Source organism: Streptomyces sp. NPDC047130 (genome assembly GCF_040643475.1).
Classification (GTDB): Bacteria; Actinomycetota; Actinomycetes; order Streptomycetales; family Streptomycetaceae; genus Streptomyces.
Map to the genome: position 1 here is coordinate 358,838 of NZ_JBEYUK010000003.1, position 22,882 is coordinate 381,719.

Consider the following 22,882-nt stretch of genomic DNA (forward strand, 5'->3'; position numbering starts at 1 on the left):
TGCGGCAGGCCGGGCGCTTCACCAAGCGCGCGGCCCCGGGAATCCGGCGCCCGCGTCCGCCGCCCGGACCGTCACAGGGCGCGGACCAGCAGCATCGCGCCCATCGCCAGCATGGTGGCGGCCACCAGCGCGTCGAGGATCCGCCAGGCGGCGGGGCGGGAGAGGACGCCGCCGAGGAGCCTGGCGCCGTAGCCGAGCCCGGTGAACCAGACGAGGCTGGCCAGCATCGCCCCGGCGCCGAAGATCCAGCGGTGCGACCCCTGGTCGGAGGCGACGGAGCCGAGCAGGAGCACCGTGTCGAGGTAGACGTGCGGGTTGAGCCAGGTCAGCGCCAGGCAGGTGAGCACGGCGCCGCGCACCGAGCCGGCGGCCGCGCCCTGGACGCTGAGCGCCTCCCCGGCCGGCCGCAGCGCACGGCGTGCGGCCAGCGCTCCGTAGCAGAGCAGGAAGGCCCCGCCGGCCAGGCCGACCACGGTCATGGCGCCGGGCCAGGCGGTGACCACCGCGCCCAGCCCGGCCACGCCGAGCGCGATCAGGAGGGCGTCGGAGACGAAGCAGATGCCGACCACGGCCGCCACCGCCTGCCCCCGCACCCCTTGCCGGAGGACGAAGGCGTTCTGGGCGCCGATGGCGACGATGAGGGAGAGTCCCGTACCGAATCCGGCGAGGGCCGCCGGGAGAAAACCGCTGTTCACGTCCCCCGACGCTAGGCGGCCCCGCTTCATTAGTACAGCTCAACTTTCTTAACTATCATTAGCCGACGTGATGACCGACCTCCCGCACGACCAGGTGCGGACACTGCTGGCCGTCGTCGACGAGGGCACCTTCGACGCGGCGGCCGCCGTCCTGCGGATCACGCCCTCCGCGGTCAGCCAGCGGATCAAGACGCTGGAGCAGCGCACCGGCCGGGTGCTGCTGACCCGTACCAAGCCGGTGCGGCCGACCGAGTCGGGGCAGGTGGTGGTGCGGTTCGCCCGCCAGCTCGCCGCGCTGGAGCACGACGCGGGCGTCGAGCTGGGGCTGGCGGACGCCGGGGCGCCGGCCCGGGTGCCGATCGCGGTCAACGCGGACTCGCTGGCCACCTGGTTCCTGCCGGTGCTGTCCCGGGTCCCGCAGGATCCGCCGATCTCCTTCGAGCTGCGGCGCGAGGACGAGGGGCACACCCCGGCGCTGCTGCGGGACGGGCAGGTCATGGCGGCGCTCACCTCGTCGGCGGAACCGGTGGCCGGCTGCACGGTGCGCCCGCTGGGCCTGGCCCGCTACCTGCCGGTCGCGAGCCCCGCGTTCACGCGGCGGCACCTGTCCGGCGGGCCGGTGGAGCGCCTGCTGCCCCGGGCGCCCGTGATCGTCTTCGACCGGCGGGACCAGCTCCAGGACCGGTTCGCGCGGTCCCTCGACCCGGACGCCTCGGGTGCCGGGCGGCTGCGGCACTACGTGCCCACGTCCGAGGGCTTCTGCGACGCGGTGACCGCGGGACTCGGCTGGGGGCTGGTCCCGGAGCCCCAGGCGGAGCCGCTGCTGCGGGCGGGCGCCCTGACGGAGCTGGTGCCGGGCCGGCGGCTGGACGTGCCGCTGTACTGGCAGCAGTGGAAGCTGGACGTCCCGGCCCTGGCCCGGGTGACGGAGGCCGTCCTCGCGGCCGCCGCCGAGGCGTTGCACCGCCCCGGCGAGCGGTCCGCGCCGCGGGACCGGCCTGATCGGCGGCCTCCGCGGTCGTAGTACGCCGCCTCACCGCCGGACGAGGGTGATGGGCAGGCCGTCCTCGATGCTCGGTGGTGTGGTGCGGATCGGCGTTCTCCTCCGTCATGCGCTCACCCCTCCGTCCCCCGGGCGGTGGCCACGCCCACGGCGGCGCTGGAGGGGGTGCGACCCGTCAACGGCCCTCGCGCCGCCTCCCGTGGCCGCGGGGCGACCCGCTCACCCCGCGGCCACGGGCGTCACAGGAGTTCGAGGATGGTGGCGTTGGCCATGCCGCCGCCCTCGCACATGGACTGGAGGCCGTAGCGGATGCCGTTGTCCCTCATGTGGTGGACGAGGGTGGTCATCAGGCGGGCGCCGGAGCCGCCCAGCGGGTGACCGAGGGCGATGGCGCCGCCGTTGGGGTTGAGCCGGGCCGGGTCGGCGCCGGTCTGCCGCTGCCAGCCGAGCGAGACGGAGGCGAAGGCCTCGTTGATCTCGAAGACGCCGATGTCGTCCAGGGCGAGGCCCGCGCGGTCGAGGGCCTTGCGGGTGGCGGGGATGGGGCCCTTGAGCATGGTGACGGGGTCGGCGCCGACGACCACCCCGGTGTGGAAGCGCGCCATCGGGGTCCAGCCGTTGCGCCGGGCGATCTCGCTGGTGGTGATCAGCAGGGCGGAGGCCCCGTCGGAGATCTGCGAGGAGTTGCCCGCGGTGATGACACCGTCCTCCTTGAAGGGGGTCTTCAGCGCGGCCATGGCCTCCAGGGTCCCCCCGCGGCGCACGCCCTCGTCGGTGTCGAACTCCCGGGCGGCGCCTTCCTCGCCGGTGACGGTGACGGGCACGATCTGGTTCTTGAACCGGCCCTCGTCGGCGGCCCGGGCGGCCTTGGCGTGCGAGGCGAGGGCGTGCTCGTCCAGGGCGGCGCGGTCGAGGCCGAACTCCTCGGCGATCATCTCGGCACCGATGCCCTGGTTGAAGACGTGGTGGTCGTAGCGTTCGGCGACCAGCGGGCCGAACGCCTCCCCGAACCGCCCCTCGGCACGCGTGGCCCCCATCGGCACCCGCGACATGGACTCCACCCCGCCGGCCACGGCGATGTCGTACTGGCCGGCGATCACCCCGGCGGCGGCCTGGTGCACGGCCTGCTGCGAGGAGCCGCACTGCCGGTCGATGGTGAGCCCGGGCACGTGCTCGGGCCAGCCCGCGGCGAGGACGGCGTAGCGGCCGATGCAGCCGGCCTGCTCGCCGACCTGGGAGACGCAGCCCCAGACGACGTCGTCGACGGTGCCCGGGTCCAGGCCGTTGCGTTCGGCGAGCGCACGCAGGACGTGCGCGGACAGGTCCGTGGGGTGGACGCCCGCGAGGGCACCGCCGGGCTTGCCCTTGCCGATGGGGGTACGGACGGCGTCGACGACGACCGCGTCACGCATGACGGTGCTCCTTCGCTGGGGTGCGGATGCCGCCGGCGCACGGCAACTCCCGCTGCTCTGCGGGCCCGTGGGGCCGGGCGCGGGGTGGTGACGCGGCGGTGAAGCTGTCGAACGAGCGCTAAGCTAGCGGCGGGTCCGGCTCCTGTCCAGAGGGGCCTCCACCGCGTCCCGCACACGGCACGGAGACCAGCCGCCCGCGCGTAATGCGAGGCCAACAGGCCTTTGCCGCACCCTCGTTGACACCGTCATGCCCCTGTGGTTGCCTGAGTGGCCCCTTGCTGAACGATCGCTAAGTACTTTTCGCGGCTGCTCACGCGCCGCCACAGGGAAGGTGGGGTTGTTCCATGCGCGTCGACGGTGTCTCCGCACTGATCACGGGCGGGGCCTCGGGCCTCGGTCTGGCGACCGCCGAGCGGTTGCTGGCCGCGGGTGCCCGGGTGGTCCTGTTCGACCTGCCGTCCTCCGGCGGCGAGGCCGTGGCCGAGCGGCTGGGCGACCGCGCCGCCTTCGTGGCCGGTGACGTCACCGACGAGGGCGATGTGACCCGCGCGGTGGAGGCGGCGACGGCCGGCGGACCGCTGCGGATCGCCGTCAACTGCGCCGGCATCGGCGGCGCGGCGCGCACGGTCGGCAAGGACGGGCCGTATCCGCTGGACCGCTTCACCCAGGTGGTCACGGTCAACCTGATCGGCACCTTCAACGTGATCCGGCTGGCCGCCACGGCGATGGCGGACAACGAACCGCTCGACGGCGACCGCGGCGTCGTCGTCAACACCGCCTCGGTGGCGGCCTTCGACGGCCAGATCGGGCAGGCCGCGTACGCGGCGTCCAAGGGCGGGGTGGTCGGGATGACCCTGCCGATCGCCCGGGACCTGGCCGGCCGGCTGATCCGGGTGGCGACGATCGCGCCGGGCCTGTTCGACACCCCGATGCTGGGCCGGGCCCCGCAGGAGCTCCGCGACTCGCTGGGCCGGCAGGTGCCGCACCCCTCGCGCCTGGGGGCGCCGGAGGAGTACGCCTCGCTGGTCGCGCACATCGTGGACAACCCGATGCTCAACGGCGAGGTCATCCGCCTCGACGGCGCCATCCGCATGGCCCCGAAGTAGCCCGGGGCTCAGCGCCCTCGCAGGAGCCCTCACGCAGGAGCCCTCGCACAGGAGCCCTCACGCATCGGCCCTCTGCTTCGGCCCTCTGCTTCAGCCCTCTCGCATCAGTTCCTGCGCGTCAGTCCTTGCGCACTCCCCCGTATCCGCGCCCTCCCGCCCCAACGGAGACACGATGCCCGACGCCGTCCGCACCTCGTTCCCCGACGGCGTCGCCGCCGTCACCGTCCGCCGCCCCCGGGGTCACCGGTTCGGCCCTCCCGAGGCCGTGCGCGGCCCGGCGAACCGGCTCTCCGGGCCCGTGGTGTGCGCGCCGCTCCGGGCGGGCCGCTGATGGCCGCCCGGGGCGGGGCGGCGGGCGGGCCGCTGGCCGGCGTGCGCGTCCTGGAGCTCGGTGGCATCGGCCCGGTCCCGTTCGCCGGGATGATGCTCGCCGGCCTGGGGGCCGAGGTCGTCCGGGTCGAGCGGCCCGGCGCCGCCACCACCCCGGTCGACGCGGTGCTGCTGCGCGGGCGCCGCTCGGCCGCCGTGGACCTCAAGCAGCCCGAGGGCGCCGCCGCCGTGCTGCGCCTGGCGTCCTCCGCCGACGCGCTGATCGAGGGCTTCCGGCCGGGTGTCGCCGAGCGGCTGGGGCTGGGGCCCGAGGAATGTCTCGCGGTCAACCCGCGCCTGGTGTACGGGCGGATGACCGGCTGGGGGCAGGACGGGCCGCTCGCCCACTCCTCCGGTCACGACATCAACTACATCGGGCTCACCGGCGTCCTGCACGCCATCGGCCCGGCGGACGGCGACCCGGTGCTGCCGCTCAACCTGATCGGCGACTTCGGCGGCGGCGGGATGCTGCTCGCCCTGGGCGTGGCCGCCGCGCTGCTCCACGCCCGGGCGACCGGCGAGGGCCAGGTGGTGGACACCGCCATGACCGACGGCAGCGCGCTGCTGCTGTCCATGACCCACGGCATGCTCTCCGGGGGCATGTGGCGCGACGAACGCGGCGTCAATCTCTTCGACGGCTGCGCGCCCTTCTACACCACCTACCGCTGTGCGGACGGGGGGCACGTGGCGGTCGGCGCGATCGAGCCGCAGTTCTACGCGGCGCTGGTGCGGGGGCTGGGGCTGGCCGAGGACCCGCAGTGCGCCCGGCAGGGCCCGCCGGACACCTGGCCGGCCGTGCGCCGGCGGTTCGCGGAGGTCTTCGCGGGGCGCACCCGCGACGAGTGGGCCGAACACTTCGGGGGCACCGACGCCTGCGTCACCCCCGTGCTCTCCCTGACCGAGGCGCCCCGGCACCCGCACAACGCGGCCCGCGGCACCTTCCTGGAGGAGGACGGCCCGCTGCGGGCCGCCCCCGCGCCCCGGTTCTCCGCCACGCCCGCCACCGCCTCCGGCCCGGTGCCGGAGGTCGGCGAGCACACCCGTCGGGTGCTCGCCGAGGCGGGCCTCACCGACACCGAACTCGACAGTCTCTCCGCACGAGGAGTCATCGGATGATCCCGGTCAGCACAGCACCGCGACACGGTCGCGGACGGTCGCGGACGGCACGGCGGACGAGGAGGGCCACGGCATGAGGATCGGCATGGCGCTCAGCTACAGCAGCGGTTTCAAGGAGACCGTCGCCCTGCTCGGCGACTACGAGAAGGCCGGCCTGGACATCGTCTTCGTCGCCGAGGCCTACTCCTTCGACGCGGTGAGCCAGCTCGGCTACATCGCGGCGAGCACCGAACGCCTGGAGATCGCCTCGGGGATCCTCCAGGTGTACACCCGCACCCCCACCTTGACCGCGATGACGGCGGCCGGCCTGGACTACGTCTCGGACGGCCGGTTCACCCTGGGCATCGGCGCCTCCGGGCCGCAGGTGATCGAGGGCTTCCACGGGGTGTCCTACGACGCGCCGCTCGGCCGGACCCGGGAACTGGTGGAGATCTGCCGTCAGGTGTGGCGCCGCGAGAAGGTCGTCCACGAGGGCCGGCACTACCGGATCCCGCTTCCCGCCGACCGGGGCACCGGACTCGGCAAGCCGCTGCGGCTGATCAACCACCCGGTCCGGGAGCGGATCCCGGTGATCCTGGCGGCGATCGGGCCGAAGAACGTGGCGCTGGCCGCGGAGATCGCCGAGGGCTGGATGCCCATCTTCTTCCACCCGGAGAAGGCCGGCGAGGTGTGGGGGCAGTCGCTGGCCGAGGGGTCCGCCCTGCGCGATCCGGCGCTCGGCCCGCTGGACGTGGTGGCGCAGGCGCCCCTGGCGATCGGTGACGACGTCGACGGGCTCCTCGACCTGGCACGGCCCCAACTCGCGCTGTACATCGGCGGTATGGGCGCGCGCGGACGCAACTTCTACAACGATCTCGCCTGCCGGTACGGCTTCGAGGCCGAGGCCGCGCGGATCCAGGACCTGTACCTGGACGGCCGCAAGGAGGAGGCGGCCGCCGCGGTGCCCGCCGAACTGCTGCGCGGCATCTCGCTCGTCGGGCCGGCCCGGTACGTCGCCGAACGCGTCGAGGCCTACCGGCGGGCCGGGGTCACCACGCTCCAGGTGGACCCGGTGTCGCCCGACCCGGCCCGGCGTCTGGCCGACCTGGAAACGCTCAAGTCCATGCTGTGAGGCGGTGGTTCACCCACCCGGACGGCACCCGCCCGCCGGGCCTGGGCGTGGCGTCAGGACCCCGCCGGCCCGGAGGCCTCCGTGTACCGGGCCTTGAGCCTGCCCTTGACCAGCTTGCCGGTGGGGGTGCGCGGCAGTTCGTCGACGAAGTCGACGCTGCGGGGCGCCTTGTAGTGGGCGATGCGGGAACGCACGTGGTCGATGAGCCGCCGTTCGAGTTCCGGCCCCGGGGCGTGGCCGGGCGCCGGCTGGACGACCGCCTTGACGGCCTCCCCCATCTCCGCGTCCGGGACGCCGATGACGGCCACGTCCAGGACGGCGGGGTGCAGCGCGAGGGCGTCCTCCACCTCCTGCGGGTAGATGTTCACCCCGCCCGAGATGATCATGAACGCCTTGCGGTCGGTGAGGAAGAGGTAGCCGTCCTCGTCGACGTGGCCGATGTCGCCGGTGGTGGCCCAGGTGGGGTGCTCCGGGTGGTACGCGGCCCTGGTCTTCTCGGGGTCGCCCAGGTACGCGAAGGTGTTCTCGTCGCGGGCGAAGTAGATGGTGCCGGTCTCCCCGGCGGGCAGCAGCCGTCCTTCGTCGTCGCACACGCGCGGTTCGCCGAGGACGGCCCGCCCGACGGAGCCGGGCCTGCGCAGCCACTCCTGCGAGGTGATGAAGGTCATCCCGACGCCCTCGGTGGAGGAGTAGTACTCGTACAGGACGGGCCCCCACCAGTCGATCATCGCGTGTTTCACGTCGGGCGGGCAGGGCGCGGCCGCGTGCACGGCCACCCGGTGGCTGGACAGGTCGTAGGCGGTGCGCGTCCGCTCGGGCAGGCGCAGCATCCGGATGAACATGGTGGGCACCCACTGGCTGTGCGTGACGCGGTGGCGCTCGACGGCGCGCAACGCGCCCTCGGCGTCGAAGCGTTCCATCATGACGACGGTGCCTCCGAGGGCGTGCACCGAGGCGCCGTAGCGCAGCGGGGCGGCGTGGTACACGGGGGCCGTCGAGAGGTAGACGCTGTCGGGGCCGAATCCGTAGAAGGCGCGCAGCACCTCGACCAGGACGTCGCCCGGCTCGTCCACCTGGCGGTCGGGGAGTTCGGGCTTGATGCCCTTGGGGCGGCCGGTGGTGCCGGAGGAGTACAGCAGGTCGGCGCCGCGGGGCTGGTCGGCGGGCGGTTCCGGGGACGCGGCGGCCAGCGCGGCCTCGTAGTCGCCGTATCCCGCGACGGGTCCGCCGTAGGCGAGCCGCACCCGCACGTCGGGGGTCTCCCCGGCGATCCCCTCGGCGAGGGCGGCCACGCCGTGCGAGACCACCAGGGCGGCGGCTCCGGAGTCCCGCACGATGTGGGCGACCTCCGGGGCGGTGAGGTGGCTGTTGACGGCCGTGATGTACATCCCGGAGCGGACGGCCGCCCAGTACACCTCGTAGCTGTGCGGGGAGTTGTCGGAGAGGAGGGCCACCACGTCGCCCCGGCGGAGACCCGCGGAGCGCAGGACGCCGGCGAGCCTGATGGATCGTTCGTCCAGTTCCCCGTAGGTCAGCCGCTCGCCGGACCCGGCCATCACGACGGCGGGGCGGCGCGGATCCTTCACTGCGTGGGCACCCGGATACATGGGGATCCCTTCGTGACCTGCTCCGCGGCGGGTCCGCCGCGGAGGGCGGCGCTTGCGACCGTTTCTAGGGCAGGTGCGGGGTGCCCGGCAAGACCCGCGACCGGACGGCAGCGGACGGATCGTTCGTTCGTTCACCCCGGACGCCACGCCGGACGGGCGGGCGGTGGCGCGGGCGCCCTTCGCGGCGGGCGGCTCCCGCCCGTCCCCTGTCCGGCGGCGCGGAGGAGGCGCCGCACGCGTACCGAGGCGGCGGTGCGGTCACCGAGGAGGGCCCGGGCGTGCGGAACCCGTGCGACGAGGGTGCGGGGGCGGCTGTCAGGTGGGGTCGATGTTGTGGCTGGCCAGCCAGCCCAGCGGGTCGATGCCGGGGCCGCCGCCCGGATGCACCTCGAAGTGCAGGTGCGGGCCGCTGGAGTTGCCGGTGTCGCCGGACCAGGCGATGGTGTCGCCGGCCTTCACCACCGCGCCGGGCGGGAGCTTGAAGTTGGCGAGGTGGCAGTACCAGGTCTCGGTGCCGTCCTTCGCCGTCACGATGACCATGTTCCCCAGGGCCGCGTGGGACCGGGTGCTCACCACCCCGTCGGTGGCCGAGAACACGGGGGTGCCGTAGGAGACGGGGAAGTCGATGCCGGTGTGGCCGCGCGCCCACCGGGCGCCGGCCGCCCCGTAGTAGGCGCTCAGTCCGCGCTGGGCGACCGGGCTGACGACCTTGGGGCGCAGGCGTTCCTTCTTGGCGGCCTCGGCCGCCGCCTTCTGCATCTCGCCCTGGCGCCGCTCCATCAGGTCGGCGCGTTCCTGCTCGCGGCTGGCCCGGTCCCCGAAGTCGTTGGCCGTGTCGGTGAGCCCGCTGACCCGTGAGGCGAACGCGTCGTCGGTGGAGGGCCGCACCGGTCTGGGTTCGGAGGACGGTGCGGCGGAGGCCGCCTCGTCGGAGGGGTCGGCCACCGAGACCGCGGCCACGGTGGCCACTCCCAGCGCGCAGACCGAGGGCACGGCCACGGTGAGCAGCGGTGAACGCCGGGCCGGCGGGCGGCGGCGGCCCCGCGAGCCGGAGCGGGAGCGGGTCCCGGCCTCCGGCACCACATCGGCGGGGCTCGCGTCGTGGTCCGGCCGCCGCGGCGGGACGGTGTCGTCCCGGGTGGTGGTGTCGTCCGGGGTGGTCGGGTCGGTCGGCGTGGTGGTGTCGGTCGGCCGCTCGCTCCAGCCGTCCTCCGCGTCGGGACCACCGGTGGGCTGCTCGGGCACCCGGACGGCGTACTGGGCGCCGGTGTCCCAGCCGGTGGTGTCGTACGCGCCCGTGTCCCAGCCCGTCGTGTCGTGGGACCCGGTGTCCCGGCCCGTCGTGGCGTAGGCGCCGGTGTCCCAGCCGGTCGTGGCGTGCGTCCCGGTGTCGTGGGCGGAGAAGTGGGCCTCCGCGAAGTACTGGGCCGCGTAGCCGTCGTACGCGCCGGTGTCCCATCCGTCCTGGTCGTACGGGGACCACTGCGGGGCGGCGCCCGTCGGACCGACCACTGCGGGGTCGTCCGACGGGGACGACGCCCACGGCCCCTCGGGGGCCGGAGGATGTGTGACCGTGCTTTCCGACGGATGACGCTCGTCCACCAGTTCTCTTTCGCCGACGACAAGGCCCTGCCGGAGCAGTGCGGCGAGTGTACCCGGCGCCGCCGCACCACACCTACGGCAGCCGCCGCAACTGGGTTGTGTATCACTTGCGTTGCGGTCTCCGGTGGCGCGTGCTCACGGCACGAGCCGTTCCATCTCCTGCACCGGAAGCGACGAATTGGCCGCCGCGGCCTCCACCACCCGCTCGTCACCGTCGTCGAGCAGCGCGAGGATCCGCGGTACGGGCAGCCGCGGGTGGCCGGCGGCCAGGGGGCGGGCCTGCCGGTCGTCGAGACAGGCTTCGAGGGCTCCGGCGGGGGCCGCGGGATGCCGGGCGACGACCCGGAGCGCCTTCCGCGCCCCGGGGAGGAGCCGGGTCAGCTCCGCCAGGAGCAGGGGCGTCGCTCCGGGGTTGGCCGCCACCCTCGCCGCGACGCGTTCCCCGTGCCGTTCCAGCATGCGGCGGAGCAGCGCCTCGTCGAGGCCCGGGTGGGGGGCGACGTTCTTGGCGACCTGGGCGTCGGGGTCGGCGGCCAGCGCGTCCCGTGTCGCGGCGGGGAGGTCGTCACGGGCCGCCACCAGGGCGCGGAGCCCGGCGTGCGGGGACGCGGCGAGCCGTGCGACCTCCGCCGGGGAGGCGGAGGCGACGCGGGGCAGCGGCCCGCAGCCGGACCGGAAACGGCCGGTCAGCTCCGCGAGCAGGTCGAGCGGCAGCCGCGGGTTGTGCGCGAGCTCCCTGCGCACGGCGGGATCGGCGTCGGCGGAGAGGGTGCGCATGAGGTCCGTACCGATCACCGGGTTCCGGGCGAGGGCGCCGCGCACGGCGGGCGACGGGTCCGCGGCGAGCGGCGTGCCGGCGTCCGCGGGGAGCCGGGGGTGTGCGGCGACGAGTTCGCGTATCCAGAACACCGGGTCTCCGGCGAACCGCACCACCACCTCCCCGGGGACGGCCGGGTTCCGCAGGGCCCGCTCCCTCGTCGCCAGCAGCGTCGAGGCGTGGCCGCCGTCGCAGTCGGCGCCCGGCGGGAGGTCGCAGTCGGGGCTCGGGCAGCCCGGATCGTGGACGAAGGGCACCGGTACCGTGTCGCAGACCAGGCAGTGCCGAGCCGGTTCCAGCCCTTCGCCGGTGAGCAGTGCCACCAGGGAGTCGGGCGGTGTGTTCTCGTTGCCCGCGACGGCGCAGCGCACCTCGGCGTGCGGGTGACCGGCGAGCCGGACCGCCACCTCGGCCGGAGCGGACAGGGCGAGTTCCGCGACGACCTCGACCTCGTGGTCGTCGGCCAGGGCGGCCACCACGTCCGGCGGGAGCCCGGGGCAGGCGGCCAGCCGCACCCGGCGGCCGGTGTCCGCATCCTGGGTGAACAGCCGGGCCCACTCGGGCGGCCCCGCGCCCTCGTCGAGGAGGGCCAGCGCGGTGTCCGGAAGCTCGGCCGGATCGACCTGCCCGGGTGTCAGCCGTCCGGCACGCGCCAAGGGCACGCCCGTCCCGGGGTAGCGGGCCACCAGGGCCGCGGCCTGCCGCTCGGTCAGGTCGGAGCGGTATGCGAGCTCCAGGGCGAGCTCCTCGTCCGCCGTCGCGATCAGCCGGTCCACGAGCCGGCTCGGCAGGGAGGGGTTGGCGGCGAGTCCGCCCGACAGCGCGTTCACGCCCGCCACCTTGCCCCGGCCCCGGTCCGCGGCGCCACCACATGGGCCGTGCGGCCCGCCGTTCAGCCGACCAGGTCGGGTGAGCGCAGCATCTCGGGCGGCACGCCCCACGCGTCGACCAGGTCGACGGCGAGGGGCCGGATCCTGCGGCAGAGCGAGCCGACCTCACGGCTGATGGCCTTGGACCGCTGGACGGTCAGCCGGCCGTGCTCCATGAACCAGGCCCGGTCGGCCTCGATGGTCGAGAGGGCGAACAGGTCGCAGAGCAGGCCCAGCGCCACCTTGTTGCCGCCGTCCGGCTGTGCCCGCACCGCGTCGACGAACGCCTCGAGGACCAGCCGCTCGACGTGTGCGTGGGCGAGGGCGATGACGTGGTCCTGCACCCGCGAGAACACGACTCCCGGATTGCGCCCGCGGTCGATTCCGCGCTTGAGCCGGCGGGCCAGCCCGGCGAGCATGTGTTCCTCGCGGTAGCGGAGCATGGCGAGCTGGTACTCGGAGTCGAGCAGTCCCGCCTCCTGGTCCCAGTCGTCCCCGCCGGGCAGGAGGTCGCGCACGCGCTCGAGCAGCTTGTGGACCGAGGCCTTCTCGATGACGGTCTCGACGGCGAGATTGGTGACGTAGCGGACCATGCCGAGCTGGTCCAGGTCCTCGAACTCGCTCGCGTAGTGGGTGAGCAGCCCCTTGGCGACGAGCTGGAGCAGGACGTGGTTGTCGCCCTCGAAGGTGGTGAAGATGTCGCTGTCGGCCTTGAGCGCGGCGAACCGGTTGACCGCGAGGTATCCGGCGCCGCCGCAGGCCTCCCGGCACTCCTGGACCACCCGGGTGGCGTGCCAGGTGCCGAGCGCCTTGGTACCGGCGGCCCGCGCCTCCAGCTTGCGCCGTGCCTGCGGGTCGTCCTCGATGGAGGAGAACACCTGGTGGAGCTGGTCGCGCACGGCGTCCTGCGCGAAGTGCAGCGCGTAGGTCCTCGCGATCAGCGGGAGCAACCGCCGCTGGTGCAGACCGTAGTCGAGGAGCAGTTGCTCCTCCTGGTCCGAGGCCGCCTCGAACTGGCGGCGCCGCACCGCGTACCGGGTGGCGATCGTGAGGGCGACCTTGGCGACGTTGATCCCGGCCCCGCCGACGCTGACCCGGCCCTGCACCAGGGTGCCGAGCATGGTGAAGAACCGCCGGTTCGGGTTCTCGATCGAGCTGCGGTAGACGCCGTCTGGCGTGACGTCGGCGAACCGGTTGAGCAGCGCCTCACGCGGGACCCGCACGCCGTCGAACCGGATGCGGCCGTTGTCGACCCCGTTGAGCCCCATCTTGCGGCCGTCGTCCTCGATGTGGACGCCCGGCGCCACCTCGCCGTCGCGCCTGACCGGCACCACGAGCGCGTGCACGCCCTCGGACTTCCCGCCCACCTCGAGCTGGGCGAAGACGACCGCCAGCTCGGCGTGCCGGGCCGCGTTGCCGATGTAGTCCTTGCGCGCCTGGTCGCCCTCCGTGGTGATCACGAACTCCTGGGCGTCGGGGTCGTACCGCGCGACGGTGCCGATCGCCTGGACGTTGGAGCCGTGCCCGGTCTCGGTCATCGCGAAGCAGCCCATCAGCTTCCCGGTGATCAGGTCCGGGAGGTAGGCCTCGTGGTGGCGCTCGGTGCCGAGGTGGAGGATCGCCCCGCCGAAGAGCCCGAACTGCACGCCGACCTTCACCAGCACCGACAGGTCGCCGAAGGCGAGCGTCTCGAACGCGGCGATCGACGCCCCGATGTCGCCGCCGCCGCCGTAGCGGCTCGGGAAGCCCATGCCGGTCTGCCCGGTCGCCGCCATCCCCACCACGAGCTCGCGCACCCGCTCGCGGAAGGCGTCGACACCGAGTTCCTCGGCCTCCTCGAGGACGGAGGCGTACGTCACCAGATTGGTTCGGACGAGGTCGCGGATCTCGGCGTACTCGCCGTCGAGCACGTCGGTCAGTGCCCTGACGTCGACCTCGGGCTGCACGTAGCCGCTCGCGGCGGCGGCGGTGGTGTCGTCGGTGGCCATGTCCTTGCGCTACCCCGCACGTGGACGATCAAGCGGCCGGACCTGGTCCTCAGGGCCGTCCGGGGGACAGTTCCCCACCGCATGGCGGGAACGGTGACCGGGGTCCCGACGTGTCCGGTGCGCCCGGTGCGACCGGTGCGGCGGAAGCGGTCACCGTCCGCGGCAGCGGCACGGGTGACGGCTGCGGTGACGGCACCGGCGGCAAGGCGGCAACTCGGCTGCTGCCGCGGTGAGTTGACCGATTGCGAGCCTTGACTGGTACAGACCAATGCGGTTGAGTGTGGCTCCCCCACCACGGCCGTCCCCCACGACACGGCCGGCCCGGCCGCGCCCCGGCGCACGCCGCCCGGTCCGTTCCGGCGGGTCACGGCCCCGCCCGCAAGGGAGTTGATCTCGTGTCGAGACGCCGCCTGTCCGCCGTCGTGGCCGTTCTCGCCCTCTCCGGTGTCACGCCGGTGCTCATGCCGGCGGGTGAGGCCGCCGCGGCCGCCTGCTCGAGCTATCCGAACTGGGTCGCCGGCAGGTCCTACGCGGCCGGTGACATCGTTCGCTACACCGACGGCAGGGCCTACCGCGCCGAGCACGCCAACCCGGGCTACGACCCGGTCATCAGCACCTGGTACTGGGAGCCGTACGCCTGCGACAACGGGCCCGGCCCCGGCACGCCGGTGGGCTCGTTCGTGGTCACCGAGGCGCAGTTCAACCAGATGTTCCCGAGCCGGAACTCCTTCTACACGTACAGCGGTCTGACCTCCGCGCTCAGCGCCTTCCCCGGCTTCGCCACCACCGGCGACGAGGCCACCAAGAAGCGGGAGGCCGCCGCGTTCCTGGCCAACGTGAGCCACGAGACCGGCGGACTGGTGCACATCGTCGAGCAGAACACCGCCAACTACCCCCACTACTGCGACTGGAGCCAGCCCTACGGCTGTCCCGCGGGCCAGGCCGCCTACTACGGCCGCGGCCCCATCCAGCTCAGCTGGAACTTCAACTACCGGGCGGCCGGCGCCGCGCTCGGCATCGACCTGCTGAACAACCCCTGGCTGGTCGAGCGGGACGCGGCCGTGGCCTGGAAGACCGGCCTCTGGTACTGGAACACCCAGTCCGGTCCCGGCACCATGACCCCGCACAACGCCATGGTGAACAACGCCGGCTTCGGCCAGACCATCCGTTCCATCAACGGCTCGCTGGAGTGCGACGGCAGGAACCCCGCGCAGGTGCAGAGCCGGGTGAGCACCTACCAGCGCTTCGCCCAGATCCTCGGCGTCGACCCCGGCGGCAACCTGTACTGCTGACCGGTGTCCCCGGCACGCCCGGCCGGCCGGGCGTGCCGGCACGCCTCACCCGTCCAGGTCCGCGTACAGCAGGTCGTGGTCCGAGTGGGGTGTGGGCCGGACCCGCTCCCCGTGCGCCGTGAGGCCCCGCAGGAACACGTAGTCGAACCTGCTGCGCCAGTCCGTCGTCGTCGGGCAGTCCGCGCCCGGCGACGTCGGGCGGCAGCGGGCGTCCGCGCCGCCGGCCACGGACCACAGCGGGGCCAGCTCGGGGGCGGCGGGGACGGCGTTGAAGTCACCGAGCACGACGGCGCGGTCGTGCTCGCCGATCGCGGCGGCGAGGACGTCGGCCTGGCCCGCGCGGACCGACTCCTGGCGCCGCTGGGCGAGGTGGGTGACGAAGACGCGCACGGGCCGGTCGCCCACCCGCGTCGTGACCGCCAGGTACCCGCGGTCCTCCGAGCCGCCGTCGGGGTACTCGGCGGACACCCGGTCCGTCATCGGCGCGGCCGACAGGACGGCCTGCCCGTAGCCGCCGGGGGCCCACGGGGTCCCCCCGCAGCGGCCCCGGCTGCCGAGGACGGGCCCGTACGCGACGTGGTAGTCGAGCCCGTAGTAGGCCCGCAGGTAGTGGCGGATCCTCTCGACGTCGCCCACGCAGGCCTCCTGCAGTCCGACGACCTGCGGGGCGTAGGTGGCGATCTCCCTCGCCCGGTCGGCGTTCCGGGCGCCGCAGGGGTTGCAGAGGTTCCAGGTCATGACCCGGTGCGGGACGACCTCACGGACGGCCTCGGCAGGCAGGGGCCGGGCGACCAGGTCGCCGGCGGGCGCGGCCGGGCCGATCAGCGGCACGCAGACCGCGACCAGCGCACCCGCGAGCAACCGTCCGAGTCTTCCGGCCACCACCCGGCCCCCCTCGTCGTGAACGGATCAGCCCATCCTGCACCAGGAAATGTCGCACGCCGCGAGGGGGTGCGTGGGTCAGAACGCGTACCTGACGCGCAGCCACGGGGCGTGGGCCGCGATCAGCTCCCGCAGGCGCGCCAAGGCGTCGCGCTTGACGTCACGGGCGTAGCGGACGTTGACGGCGCCGTTCTCGGAGCGCTTGGTCTCCTGGGCGGCGGGCTGCCACAGCAGGTCCTCGGCGCGGGGGTGCCAGCCCAGGTTGACCTCGTGGAGCCGCTCGTTGTGGGTGAGCATGATGACCTCGGCTGCCGCCTGCTGCTTCACCCGGGCGGGAAGGACGTCGTCCAGGTGCACCAGCAGGTCGGCCCAGTCCTGCTGCCAGCCCGGGCGCAGCACCACCGGGGAGAGGTTGAAGTGGACCTCGTACCCGGCGTCGAGGAAGTCGGCGGCGGCGGCGATGCGGTCCGGCACGGGGCTGGTGCGGATGTCCAGAACGCGGGAGTCCGGTTCCGGCATGACCGAGAAGCGCACCCGGGTGCGGCCCCGCGGGTCCAGGGCGAGCAGGTCGGGGTTGACGAACTTGGTCGCGAAGGATGCCTTCGCGGTGGGCAGCCGGCGGAACGCGGCGACGAGGTCGGCGGTGTTGTCGCACACGAGGGCGTCGACGGAGCAGTCGCCGTTCTCACCGATGTCGTACACCCACGCCTCGGGGTCGCACTGGTTGGGCTCCCGCTTGGGGCCCTGCGCCAGGACGTGGCGCCGTACGTGGGCGACGACGGCTTCGATGTTGGTGAACAGGGTGATCGGATTGGCGTAGCCCTTGCGGCGGGGCACGTAGCAGTAGGCGCACGCCATGGCGCAGCCGTTGGAGGCGCCCGGCGCGATCCAGTCGGCGGACCGGCCGTTGGGGCGGGTGGTGAGCGTCTGCTTGACGCCCAGCACCAGCGTCTCGGTCTTGACGCGGGTCCAGCGGGCGACGTTGGCGTCGTCGCCGTGGAGGGAGGGGATGCGCCAGTGGCCGGGCACCTCGGTGACGGGGACCCCCGGCAGCCTCGCCAGGATCTGCCGGCCGCGCGGGGAGTCGAGCGCGGCCGGTTCGGCGTACACCTGGCGCACGTCCAGCATCCTCCGCGCCCGGGGGCTGTCCCGGAACCCGCCCTGCGGCGGGGCGGCCGGCTCGGCGGACCAGTCGAAGAGCGTCTGCTGCTCGAAGCCGTCCGGGGAGGAGGCGGCCGGGGAGGCGGCGGCCGGGGTCCCGTCCACAGCGCTGCTCCTGTCCAGTCACGGTCGCGGTCTCGTCGCCGCCGCGGCACGAAGAGGGCCCCGGGCCGGCGGGCGACGGTGACCCGGTCCCGCCGAGGGCCACTCGCCCACCTTACGTGCCGTCCGGCGGCGGCCCCCTAATGGATCAGTGCGTTCGCCGCGATGATCAGGAAGCCGATCATCATGTCCATTCCTCCTGCTCGGAGGGCGGACAGCTTGCCGCGGCCTGCGGCGCGGGCGGCCCAGGCCCCCACGCCGAACAGGGCGACGGTGTTGGACAGCAGGGCCACGTCCACCGCCGTGTCCTCGCTCCACCAGCCGGCGAGCGCGGCGAGGAGCAGCGCCGCCGTGGGCAGCACGCCGGCGACCAGGGGCCACTCGGCGAGCACCGCCCTCCGCCGGGTGGTGCCGGCTCCCGCGTGGCCCGACGCCCGGTGGGCGATGACGTGCGCGTACCCGTGGGCCACGGCCGACGCCAGCGCGGTGAGCAGCAGCCAGAGCGCGTCCGAACCGGGGTCGGCCGTCTCCCCCGTCGCGTCCAGCGCGGAGATCATGGCGCTGGCCAGCACCAGTCCGTAGGTGCCGCCGAAGAGCCACCGCTCCGGCGGGCGGCGGCGCGGGCCTTCGCCGGGGGCGACGCCCTCGCGGTGGGTGGTGCCGTCGGCGCGGTCGGGCATCGCATCGCCTCGGTACGGGACGGGGGTGCTGGGCCCGCACATGCTCACCCGCGCGCCGCCCGGACACGGCACGCCACGCTGACACCCCTCACACCCCACGCCCGTAAGGCGGCCCCGTCACGACCACCGTCCCCCGCGATACGGTCCCACCCCCGGCCCGCCGAGGCGGGACCTGCCGGGCGGCCCGGAGGCGGCGCCCCGCCCCGGCCGCGGTACGGGGCCGGCGGCCGCGAGCCGGGGCTGTGGTCAGCGGGCGACCGCGAGGCCGCCGTCGGTGCCCGCCGCGCGGCCGGCGCCCTCGCCCGCCCCGTCGGCGTCGAGCGCCCGCAGGATCTCCTCGACGCTCTGCTTGGCGTCGCCGAAGAGCATCCCCGTGTTCTCGCGGAAGAACAGCGGGTTCTGCACGCCCGCGTAACCGGAGGCCATGGACCGCTTGAAGACGATCACCTGTTCCGCCTCCCAGACCCGCAGCACCGGCATGCCGGCGATGGGGCTGGCCGGGTCCTCCTCCGCCGCCGGGTTGACGGTGTCGTTGGCGCCGATCACCAGCACCACCGAGGTCGCGGCGAAGTCGTCGTTGATCTCGTCCATCTCGAGGACGACGTCGTACGGCACCTTCGCCTCCGCCAGCAGCACGTTCATGTGCCCGGGCAGGCGGCCCGCGACGGGGTGGACGCCGAAGCGGACCTCGACCCCGCGCTCGCGCAGCCGTCGCGTCAGGTCGGCGACCGGGTGCTGGGCCTGGGCGACGGCCATGCCGTAACCGGGGGTGATGATCACCGAGCGGGCGCCGGCCAGCGCCTCGGCCACCTCCGCCGCGCGCACCTCGCGGTGCTCGCCCTGCTCCTCCGGACCCGCGGAGGGCGCCTCGATGCCGAAGCCGCCCGCGATCACGGACAGGAAGGACCGGTTCATCGCCTTGCACATGATGAAGGACAGGTAGGCGCCGGAGGAGCCGACCAGCGCGCCGGTCACGATGAGCAAGTCGTTGTCGAGCAGGAAGCCGGCCGCGGCCGCCGCCCAGCCCGAGTAGCTGTTCAGCATGGAGACCACCACGGGCATGTCGCCGCCGCCGATGGAGGCCACGAGGTGCCAGCCGAGCGCCAGTGCCAGCACGGTGACCGCGATCATCAGCGGCAGGCCCGGGGCGAGGACGAACCAGACCGTCAGCGCCACGAAGGCCGCGAGCGCGCCGAGGTTCAGCACGTTCTTGCCCGGCAGCATCAGCGGACGGGACTTGATCCGGGCCGACAGCTTCAGGTAGGCGACGATCGATCCGGTGAAGGTGACGGCGCCGATGAAGATGCCGATGAACACCTCGGCGTGGTGGATGCCGAGCAGTCCGGCGTCCGCCAGGTTCTGCCGCACCCGGTCGTCGGACTCCGCCTCCAGGTAGCTGTTCCAGCCGACGAACACGGCGGCCAGGCCCACGAAGCTGTGCAGCACCGCGATCAGTTCGGGCATCTGCGTCATCTCGACGCGGCGTGCCTGCCAGAGGCCGATCACCGCGCCGAGCGCCGTCGCGAGCAGGATCAGCCCGACCGTGCCCGCCGTGCCGGAGTCGGCCGCCACCACGACCGTGGCGGCCAGCGCGAGACCCATGCCGGCGATGCCGTACACGACGCCGGCCCGGGACGTGCGGTGCTGGGACAGCCCGGCGAGGCTGAGGATGAACAACAGGGCGGCGACCAGGTCCGCCGCGTGGGATGCCGTCAGGGAAGTCATCTCGGCTCAGCCTTTCGAGAACATGGACAGCATGCGGCGGGTGACGGCGAAACCACCGAAGATGTTGACGCTCGTCAGCAGGATGGCCGTGAAGGACAGGACGGTGACGATCCGGCTGTCGTGCCCGATCTGGAGCAGGGCGCCGAGCACGATGATCCCGGAGATGGCGTTGGTCACCGACATGAGCGGTGTGTGCAGCGCGTGGTGGACCTTGCCGATGACGTAGTACCCGATCACCACGGCGAGGGTGAACACCGTGAAGTTCTGCGCCAGTTGGGCCGGGGCGAAGGCCACCAGCAGGAACATCGCCAGCAGGCCGAGCCCGATCAGGCCGAAGCGGACCGCGGGGGTCGTCCCGGTCTTCCCCGGCGCGGCCCCGGCGGACCCGGCGGCGGGCTGCGCGGCCGGTGCAGCGGGGGCGGCGGGCGCGGCCGACACCGCGACCGGCGGGGGCGGCCAGGTGACCTCGCCGTCGCGCACCACGGTGACGGCCCGCTGCACGACGTCGTCGAAGTCGACGGCCAGCCGGCCGTCCTTGCCGGGGGTGAGCAGCTTGACCAGGTTGAGCAGGTTGGTGCCGAACATCTGCGAGGCCTGGGCCGGCAGCCGGGAGGCGAGGTCCGTGTAGCCGATGAGCGTGACGCCGTTCTCGGTGACGACGGTGCGCCCCGGCACGGTGCCCTCGACGTTGCCGCCCTGGGCGGCCGCCATGTCGACGACGACGCTGCCCGGTTTCATCACGGCCACGTCCTCGGCCGTCAGCAGGCGCGGCGCGGGCCGCCCCGGGATCAGCGCGGTGGTGATCACGATGTCCACGTCGGCGGCCTGCTGGTGGTAGAGCTCGGCGGCGGCGCGGTCGTAGTCGGCGGAGGTCGCCCTGGCGTAGCCGTCGGTGCTCGCCTCCTGCTCCACGTTCACCGGCAGGTACTCGCCGCCCAGGGACTTCACCTGGTCGGCGACCTCCGGGCGGGGGTCGGTGGCCCGCACGATCGCGCCGAGGCTGGAGGCCGCGCCGATGGCCGCGAGTCCGGCGACGCCGGCGCCGGCCACCAGCACCTTGGCCGGCGGCACCTTGCCCGCCGCGGTGACCTGCCCGGTGAAGAACCGTCCGAAGACGTGCGCGGCCTCCACCACGGCGCGGTAGCCCGCGATGTTCGCCATGGAGGAGAGCACGTCCATGGACTGGGCGCGGGAGATGCGCGGCACCGCGTCGAGGGCGATGGCCGTCACCCCGGCGTCGGACAGCGTCCGCAGCAGCTCGGGCTTCTGGGCGGGGGCGAGCAGGCACGCCAGGGTCGCGCCCGGCCGCAGGTGGGCGATCTCGGCCTCGGAGGGGGCGTTCACCTTCAGCACGACGTCGGCGTCCCAGGCCGCACCGGTCCCGGCGCCCGCGTCGGCGTACGCCTGGTCGGTGAAGCCGGACGGCTCGCCGGCCCCCGGTTCGACCACGACCTCGTAACCGAGCTGCAGCAACTGCCGCACCGTCGCGGGCGTCGCCGCGACCCGTGTCTCGCCGGGGAGGGACTCGGCCACCACGCCGATGCGCTGCGGGGGGTTGTGTGTGGGTTCTTGGGCAGACATGACCTGTATCTCTCGTCAGAGGATGGTGCGAGGGGTATCTGCGTTCGAGGAAGTCGTACAGCGTCCTTCCCCTTTGATCGCTGGAACCTACCGGCCGGGCCGGTGCGGGCCAACGCGGACGACCGGTGACGTGCTTCACCCGGTGGCCGTGACGGCGGCAACCGGACGCCGCCGTCCCGGGAGGGCGGGGCGGGGCGTGTTGCGGCCTCGTGACGGGGCCGCGAACAGGTCGGGGCGGCTCTTGACCGCCCTTCTCGGCGGATGCCAGTCTCTCGGCCATGCCGTGGACCCCGCTGACCAGCCGCCGGGTGGTCGATTACATGCTGATCGCCACCAGCGCCTGTCACGCCTGCTGACGGCTCTTCCCCCCCCTCCCCCGGCCGGTTCGACGGCCTTCCGGTGCGGGCCCTTCGGCGCCGCGTCGCGGTGGACTTCCCCTGACACGGCACGGCACGGCACGGGACAGCGCGGCTGTCGGCGCCGCCACGCCCGTCGACGCCCCCGCGCCCGTCGCCGCCGTGCGCCCCGACGCGCCCCGCCCCACTCCCCGCTCGGACGGAACAGGACACCGACATGAGTTACCTGTGGTACATACCCAACCAGGTCGAACCGGGCCACCGCGGCGACGACGCGGGCGAGGAGCAGGGCTGGGGCACTCTCGCCCACTCCACCGGCCTGGCCCGCACCGTGGAGGACCACGGCTGGGAGGGTGCGCTGCTGGGCACCGGCTGGGGCCGCCCCGACACCTTCACGCTGGGCGCCGCGCTGGCCGCCCGCACCACCACGTTCAAGCCGCTGATCGCGGTGCGGCCCGGCTACTGGCAGCCCGCCCACTTCGCGAGCAGCGCCGCCACGCTCGACCACCTGAGCGGCGGCCGGGTGCTGGTCAACGTCGTCAGCGGGCTCGACAACCTCGCGGCCTACGGCGACCACACCACGGACCCGGCCAACCGCTACGAGCGCACCCGCGAGTTCATCCACCTGGTCCGGCGCCTGTGGACGGAGGAGAACGTCACCTACCGGGGCGAGCACTTCGCCGTGGAGAACTCCTCCGTCCTGCCGCACCCCGACGGGTACCCGGACCGGCACCCGACCCTCTACTTCGGCGGCGCCTCGGAGCCCGCCGAGCGGGTGGCCGCCGCCGAGGCGGACGTGCAGCTGTTCTGGGGGGAGCCGCTGGAGGGCCTGGCCGAACGCATCGAGCGGCTGAGGAAGCTGGAGACCACCGTCGGACGCAGGCACAAGCCGCTGGAGTTCGGCCTGCGCATCACCACGCTGGTCCGGGACACCACCGAGGAGGCGTGGCGCGTCGCGGAGGCCAAGGTGGCCGCCATGGCCGAGCAGGCCGGGAGCGTGGCCGGCCCCGGCTGGGCCGCGGTCGGCAACCGGAGCACCGCGGTGGGCCAGCGGCGGCTGCTCGAACTCGCCGAGCGCGGCGAGGTGTTGGACACCTGCCTCTACACCACGCCCGGCACGGTCGGCGGCGGCGGGGCCGGGACCACCTGGCTGGTCGGTTCGGCCGACGACGTCGCCCAGGCGCTGCGGCGCTACCGCGAGCTCGGCATCTCGCACTTCGTCCTGTCGGACACGCCCTACCAGCAGGAGATCATCCGGATCGGCGACGAGCTGCTGCCGAGGCTCCGCGCGTCGGAGGGCGCCCCGGCGCCCGTCCGCCCGTGACACCGGCCGCCGCCCCGCCTCCCTCTCCCCCACACGCCCCCTCTCCCCCACACCCTCCGTCCCCCTCACGCCCTCCGTCTCCCT

At 74.0% G+C, this 22,882-nt stretch carries 18 protein-coding genes; 7 read left to right on the top strand and 11 right to left on the bottom strand.

Annotated elements, in window-relative coordinates; all coding sequences use genetic code 11:
* Nucleotides 1-71: 71 nt before the first annotated feature.
* A complete protein-coding gene (locus ABZ836_RS06775) occupies nt 72-695 on the bottom strand; it encodes a LysE/ArgO family amino acid transporter (RefSeq protein WP_356128014.1) in 624 nt (207 codons plus the stop codon).
* A gap of 70 nt (nt 696-765) precedes the next feature.
* Here ABZ836_RS06775 and ABZ836_RS06780 point away from each other — a divergent pair, with 70 nt between their 5' ends.
* Nucleotides 766-1,719: a LysR family transcriptional regulator ArgP gene (locus ABZ836_RS06780; protein ID WP_356128399.1), complete on the top strand. Its 954-nt coding sequence runs from the start codon at nt 766-768 to the stop codon at nt 1,717-1,719.
* A gap of 218 nt (nt 1,720-1,937) precedes the next feature.
* Here ABZ836_RS06780 and ABZ836_RS06785 read toward each other — a convergent pair whose 3' ends face one another.
* On the bottom strand, nt 1,938-3,110 hold the full coding sequence (locus ABZ836_RS06785; protein ID WP_356128017.1) for a thiolase family protein: 1,173 nt from the start codon (nt 3,108-3,110) through the stop codon (nt 1,938-1,940).
* Between the two features lie 344 nt (nt 3,111-3,454).
* Between ABZ836_RS06785 and ABZ836_RS06790 the strand changes: the two genes are divergently transcribed.
* The 4 genes from ABZ836_RS06790 to ABZ836_RS06805 all read left to right on the top strand — a co-directional run bounded on the left by ABZ836_RS06790 (nt 3,455) and on the right by ABZ836_RS06805 (nt 6,812).
* Nucleotides 3,455-4,216 carry a 3-hydroxyacyl-CoA dehydrogenase gene (locus tag ABZ836_RS06790; RefSeq protein WP_356128020.1) on the top strand — a complete coding sequence of 254 codons (762 nt, stop codon included), beginning with the start codon at nt 3,455-3,457 and terminating at the stop codon, nt 4,214-4,216.
* Nucleotides 4,217-4,388: 172 nt separating this feature from the next.
* A complete protein-coding gene (locus tag ABZ836_RS06795) occupies nt 4,389-4,547 on the top strand; it encodes a hypothetical protein (protein WP_356128022.1) in 159 nt (52 codons plus the stop codon).
* Nucleotides 4,547-5,701 carry a CaiB/BaiF CoA-transferase family protein gene (locus ABZ836_RS06800; protein WP_356128025.1) on the top strand — a complete coding sequence of 385 codons (1,155 nt, stop codon included), beginning with the start codon at nt 4,547-4,549 and terminating at the stop codon, nt 5,699-5,701. Before ABZ836_RS06795 ends, ABZ836_RS06800 begins: the two co-directional genes overlap by 1 nt.
* 73 nt (nt 5,702-5,774) lie before the next feature.
* Nucleotides 5,775-6,812, top strand: coding sequence for an LLM class F420-dependent oxidoreductase (locus ABZ836_RS06805; RefSeq protein ID WP_361140027.1), 1,038 nt, complete (start codon nt 5,775-5,777; stop codon nt 6,810-6,812).
* Between the two features lie 53 nt (nt 6,813-6,865).
* On the opposite strand, the gene ABZ836_RS06810 is transcribed toward ABZ836_RS06805, so the two are convergent.
* The 4 genes from ABZ836_RS06810 to ABZ836_RS06825 all read right to left on the bottom strand — a co-directional run bounded on the left by ABZ836_RS06810 (nt 6,866) and on the right by ABZ836_RS06825 (nt 13,695).
* Nucleotides 6,866-8,398: an acyl-CoA synthetase gene (locus ABZ836_RS06810; protein WP_361140029.1), complete on the bottom strand. Its 1,533-nt coding sequence runs from the start codon at nt 8,396-8,398 to the stop codon at nt 6,866-6,868.
* Between the two features lie 336 nt (nt 8,399-8,734).
* Nucleotides 8,735-9,931, bottom strand: coding sequence for a M23 family metallopeptidase (locus tag ABZ836_RS06815; protein ID WP_361140032.1), 1,197 nt, complete (start codon nt 9,929-9,931; stop codon nt 8,735-8,737).
* Between the two features lie 225 nt (nt 9,932-10,156).
* Nucleotides 10,157-11,668, bottom strand: coding sequence for a hypothetical protein (locus ABZ836_RS06820; protein ID WP_361140035.1), 1,512 nt, complete (start codon nt 11,666-11,668; stop codon nt 10,157-10,159).
* Between the two features lie 62 nt (nt 11,669-11,730).
* Nucleotides 11,731-13,695, bottom strand: coding sequence for an acyl-CoA dehydrogenase (locus ABZ836_RS06825; protein WP_356128039.1), 1,965 nt, complete (start codon nt 13,693-13,695; stop codon nt 11,731-11,733).
* 395 nt (nt 13,696-14,090) lie between these two features.
* Here ABZ836_RS06825 and ABZ836_RS06830 point away from each other — a divergent pair, with 395 nt between their 5' ends.
* Nucleotides 14,091-14,987, top strand: a complete 897-nt coding sequence (locus ABZ836_RS06830; RefSeq protein WP_356128042.1) for a glycoside hydrolase family 19 protein — start codon at nt 14,091-14,093, stop codon at nt 14,985-14,987.
* 45 nt (nt 14,988-15,032) lie between these two features.
* Here ABZ836_RS06830 and ABZ836_RS06835 read toward each other — a convergent pair whose 3' ends face one another.
* The 5 genes from ABZ836_RS06835 to ABZ836_RS06855 form a co-directional block, all read right to left on the bottom strand.
* Nucleotides 15,033-15,872: an endonuclease/exonuclease/phosphatase family protein gene (locus tag ABZ836_RS06835; protein WP_356128045.1), complete on the bottom strand. Its 840-nt coding sequence runs from the start codon at nt 15,870-15,872 to the stop codon at nt 15,033-15,035.
* 75 nt (nt 15,873-15,947) lie between these two features.
* Nucleotides 15,948-17,135, bottom strand: coding sequence for a spore photoproduct lyase family protein (locus ABZ836_RS06840; RefSeq protein WP_356128048.1), 1,188 nt, complete (start codon nt 17,133-17,135; stop codon nt 15,948-15,950).
* A gap of 137 nt (nt 17,136-17,272) precedes the next feature.
* Nucleotides 17,273-17,812 (bottom strand): hypothetical protein, encoded by a 540-nt coding sequence (locus tag ABZ836_RS06845; RefSeq protein ID WP_356128051.1) that lies wholly within the window; start codon nt 17,810-17,812, stop codon nt 17,273-17,275.
* Between the two features lie 246 nt (nt 17,813-18,058).
* Nucleotides 18,059-19,537: a Re/Si-specific NAD(P)(+) transhydrogenase subunit beta gene (pntB, locus tag ABZ836_RS06850; RefSeq protein ID WP_356128054.1), complete on the bottom strand. Its 1,479-nt coding sequence runs from the start codon at nt 19,535-19,537 to the stop codon at nt 18,059-18,061.
* A 6-nt stretch (nt 19,538-19,543) separates the two neighbouring features.
* Nucleotides 19,544-21,118 (bottom strand): Re/Si-specific NAD(P)(+) transhydrogenase subunit alpha, encoded by a 1,575-nt coding sequence (locus tag ABZ836_RS06855; RefSeq protein ID WP_356128057.1) that lies wholly within the window; start codon nt 21,116-21,118, stop codon nt 19,544-19,546.
* A gap of 573 nt (nt 21,119-21,691) precedes the next feature.
* Between ABZ836_RS06855 and ABZ836_RS06860 the strand changes: the two genes are divergently transcribed.
* Nucleotides 21,692-22,798, top strand: coding sequence for an LLM class flavin-dependent oxidoreductase (locus tag ABZ836_RS06860; protein ID WP_356128059.1), 1,107 nt, complete (start codon nt 21,692-21,694; stop codon nt 22,796-22,798).
* The last annotated feature ends 84 nt before the right edge of the window (nt 22,799-22,882 follow it).

What these genes read in the sequence shown, in the direction of transcription:
- ABZ836_RS06780 (WP_356128399.1), top strand. Translation starts at nt 766, where the DNA reads ATGACCGACCTCCCGCACGACCAGGTGCGGACACTGCTGGCCGTCGTC.
- ABZ836_RS06785 (WP_356128017.1), bottom strand. Translation starts at nt 3,110, where the DNA reads ATGCGTGACGCGGTCGTCGTCGACGCCGTCCGTACCCCCATCGGCAAG.
- ABZ836_RS06790 (WP_356128020.1), top strand. Translation starts at nt 3,455, where the DNA reads ATGCGCGTCGACGGTGTCTCCGCACTGATCACGGGCGGGGCCTCGGGC.
- ABZ836_RS06795 (WP_356128022.1), top strand. Translation starts at nt 4,389, where the DNA reads ATGCCCGACGCCGTCCGCACCTCGTTCCCCGACGGCGTCGCCGCCGTC.
- ABZ836_RS06800 (WP_356128025.1), top strand. Translation starts at nt 4,547, where the DNA reads ATGGCCGCCCGGGGCGGGGCGGCGGGCGGGCCGCTGGCCGGCGTGCGC.
- ABZ836_RS06805 (WP_361140027.1), top strand. Translation starts at nt 5,775, where the DNA reads ATGAGGATCGGCATGGCGCTCAGCTACAGCAGCGGTTTCAAGGAGACC.
- ABZ836_RS06825 (WP_356128039.1), bottom strand. Translation starts at nt 13,695, where the DNA reads ATGGCCACCGACGACACCACCGCCGCCGCCGCGAGCGGCTACGTGCAG.
- ABZ836_RS06845 (WP_356128051.1), bottom strand. Translation starts at nt 17,812, where the DNA reads ATGCCCGACCGCGCCGACGGCACCACCCACCGCGAGGGCGTCGCCCCC.
- pntB (WP_356128054.1), bottom strand. Translation starts at nt 19,537, where the DNA reads ATGACTTCCCTGACGGCATCCCACGCGGCGGACCTGGTCGCCGCCCTG.
- ABZ836_RS06855 (WP_356128057.1), bottom strand. Translation starts at nt 21,118, where the DNA reads ATGTCTGCCCAAGAACCCACACACAACCCCCCGCAGCGCATCGGCGTG.
- ABZ836_RS06860 (WP_356128059.1), top strand. Translation starts at nt 21,692, where the DNA reads ATGAGTTACCTGTGGTACATACCCAACCAGGTCGAACCGGGCCACCGC.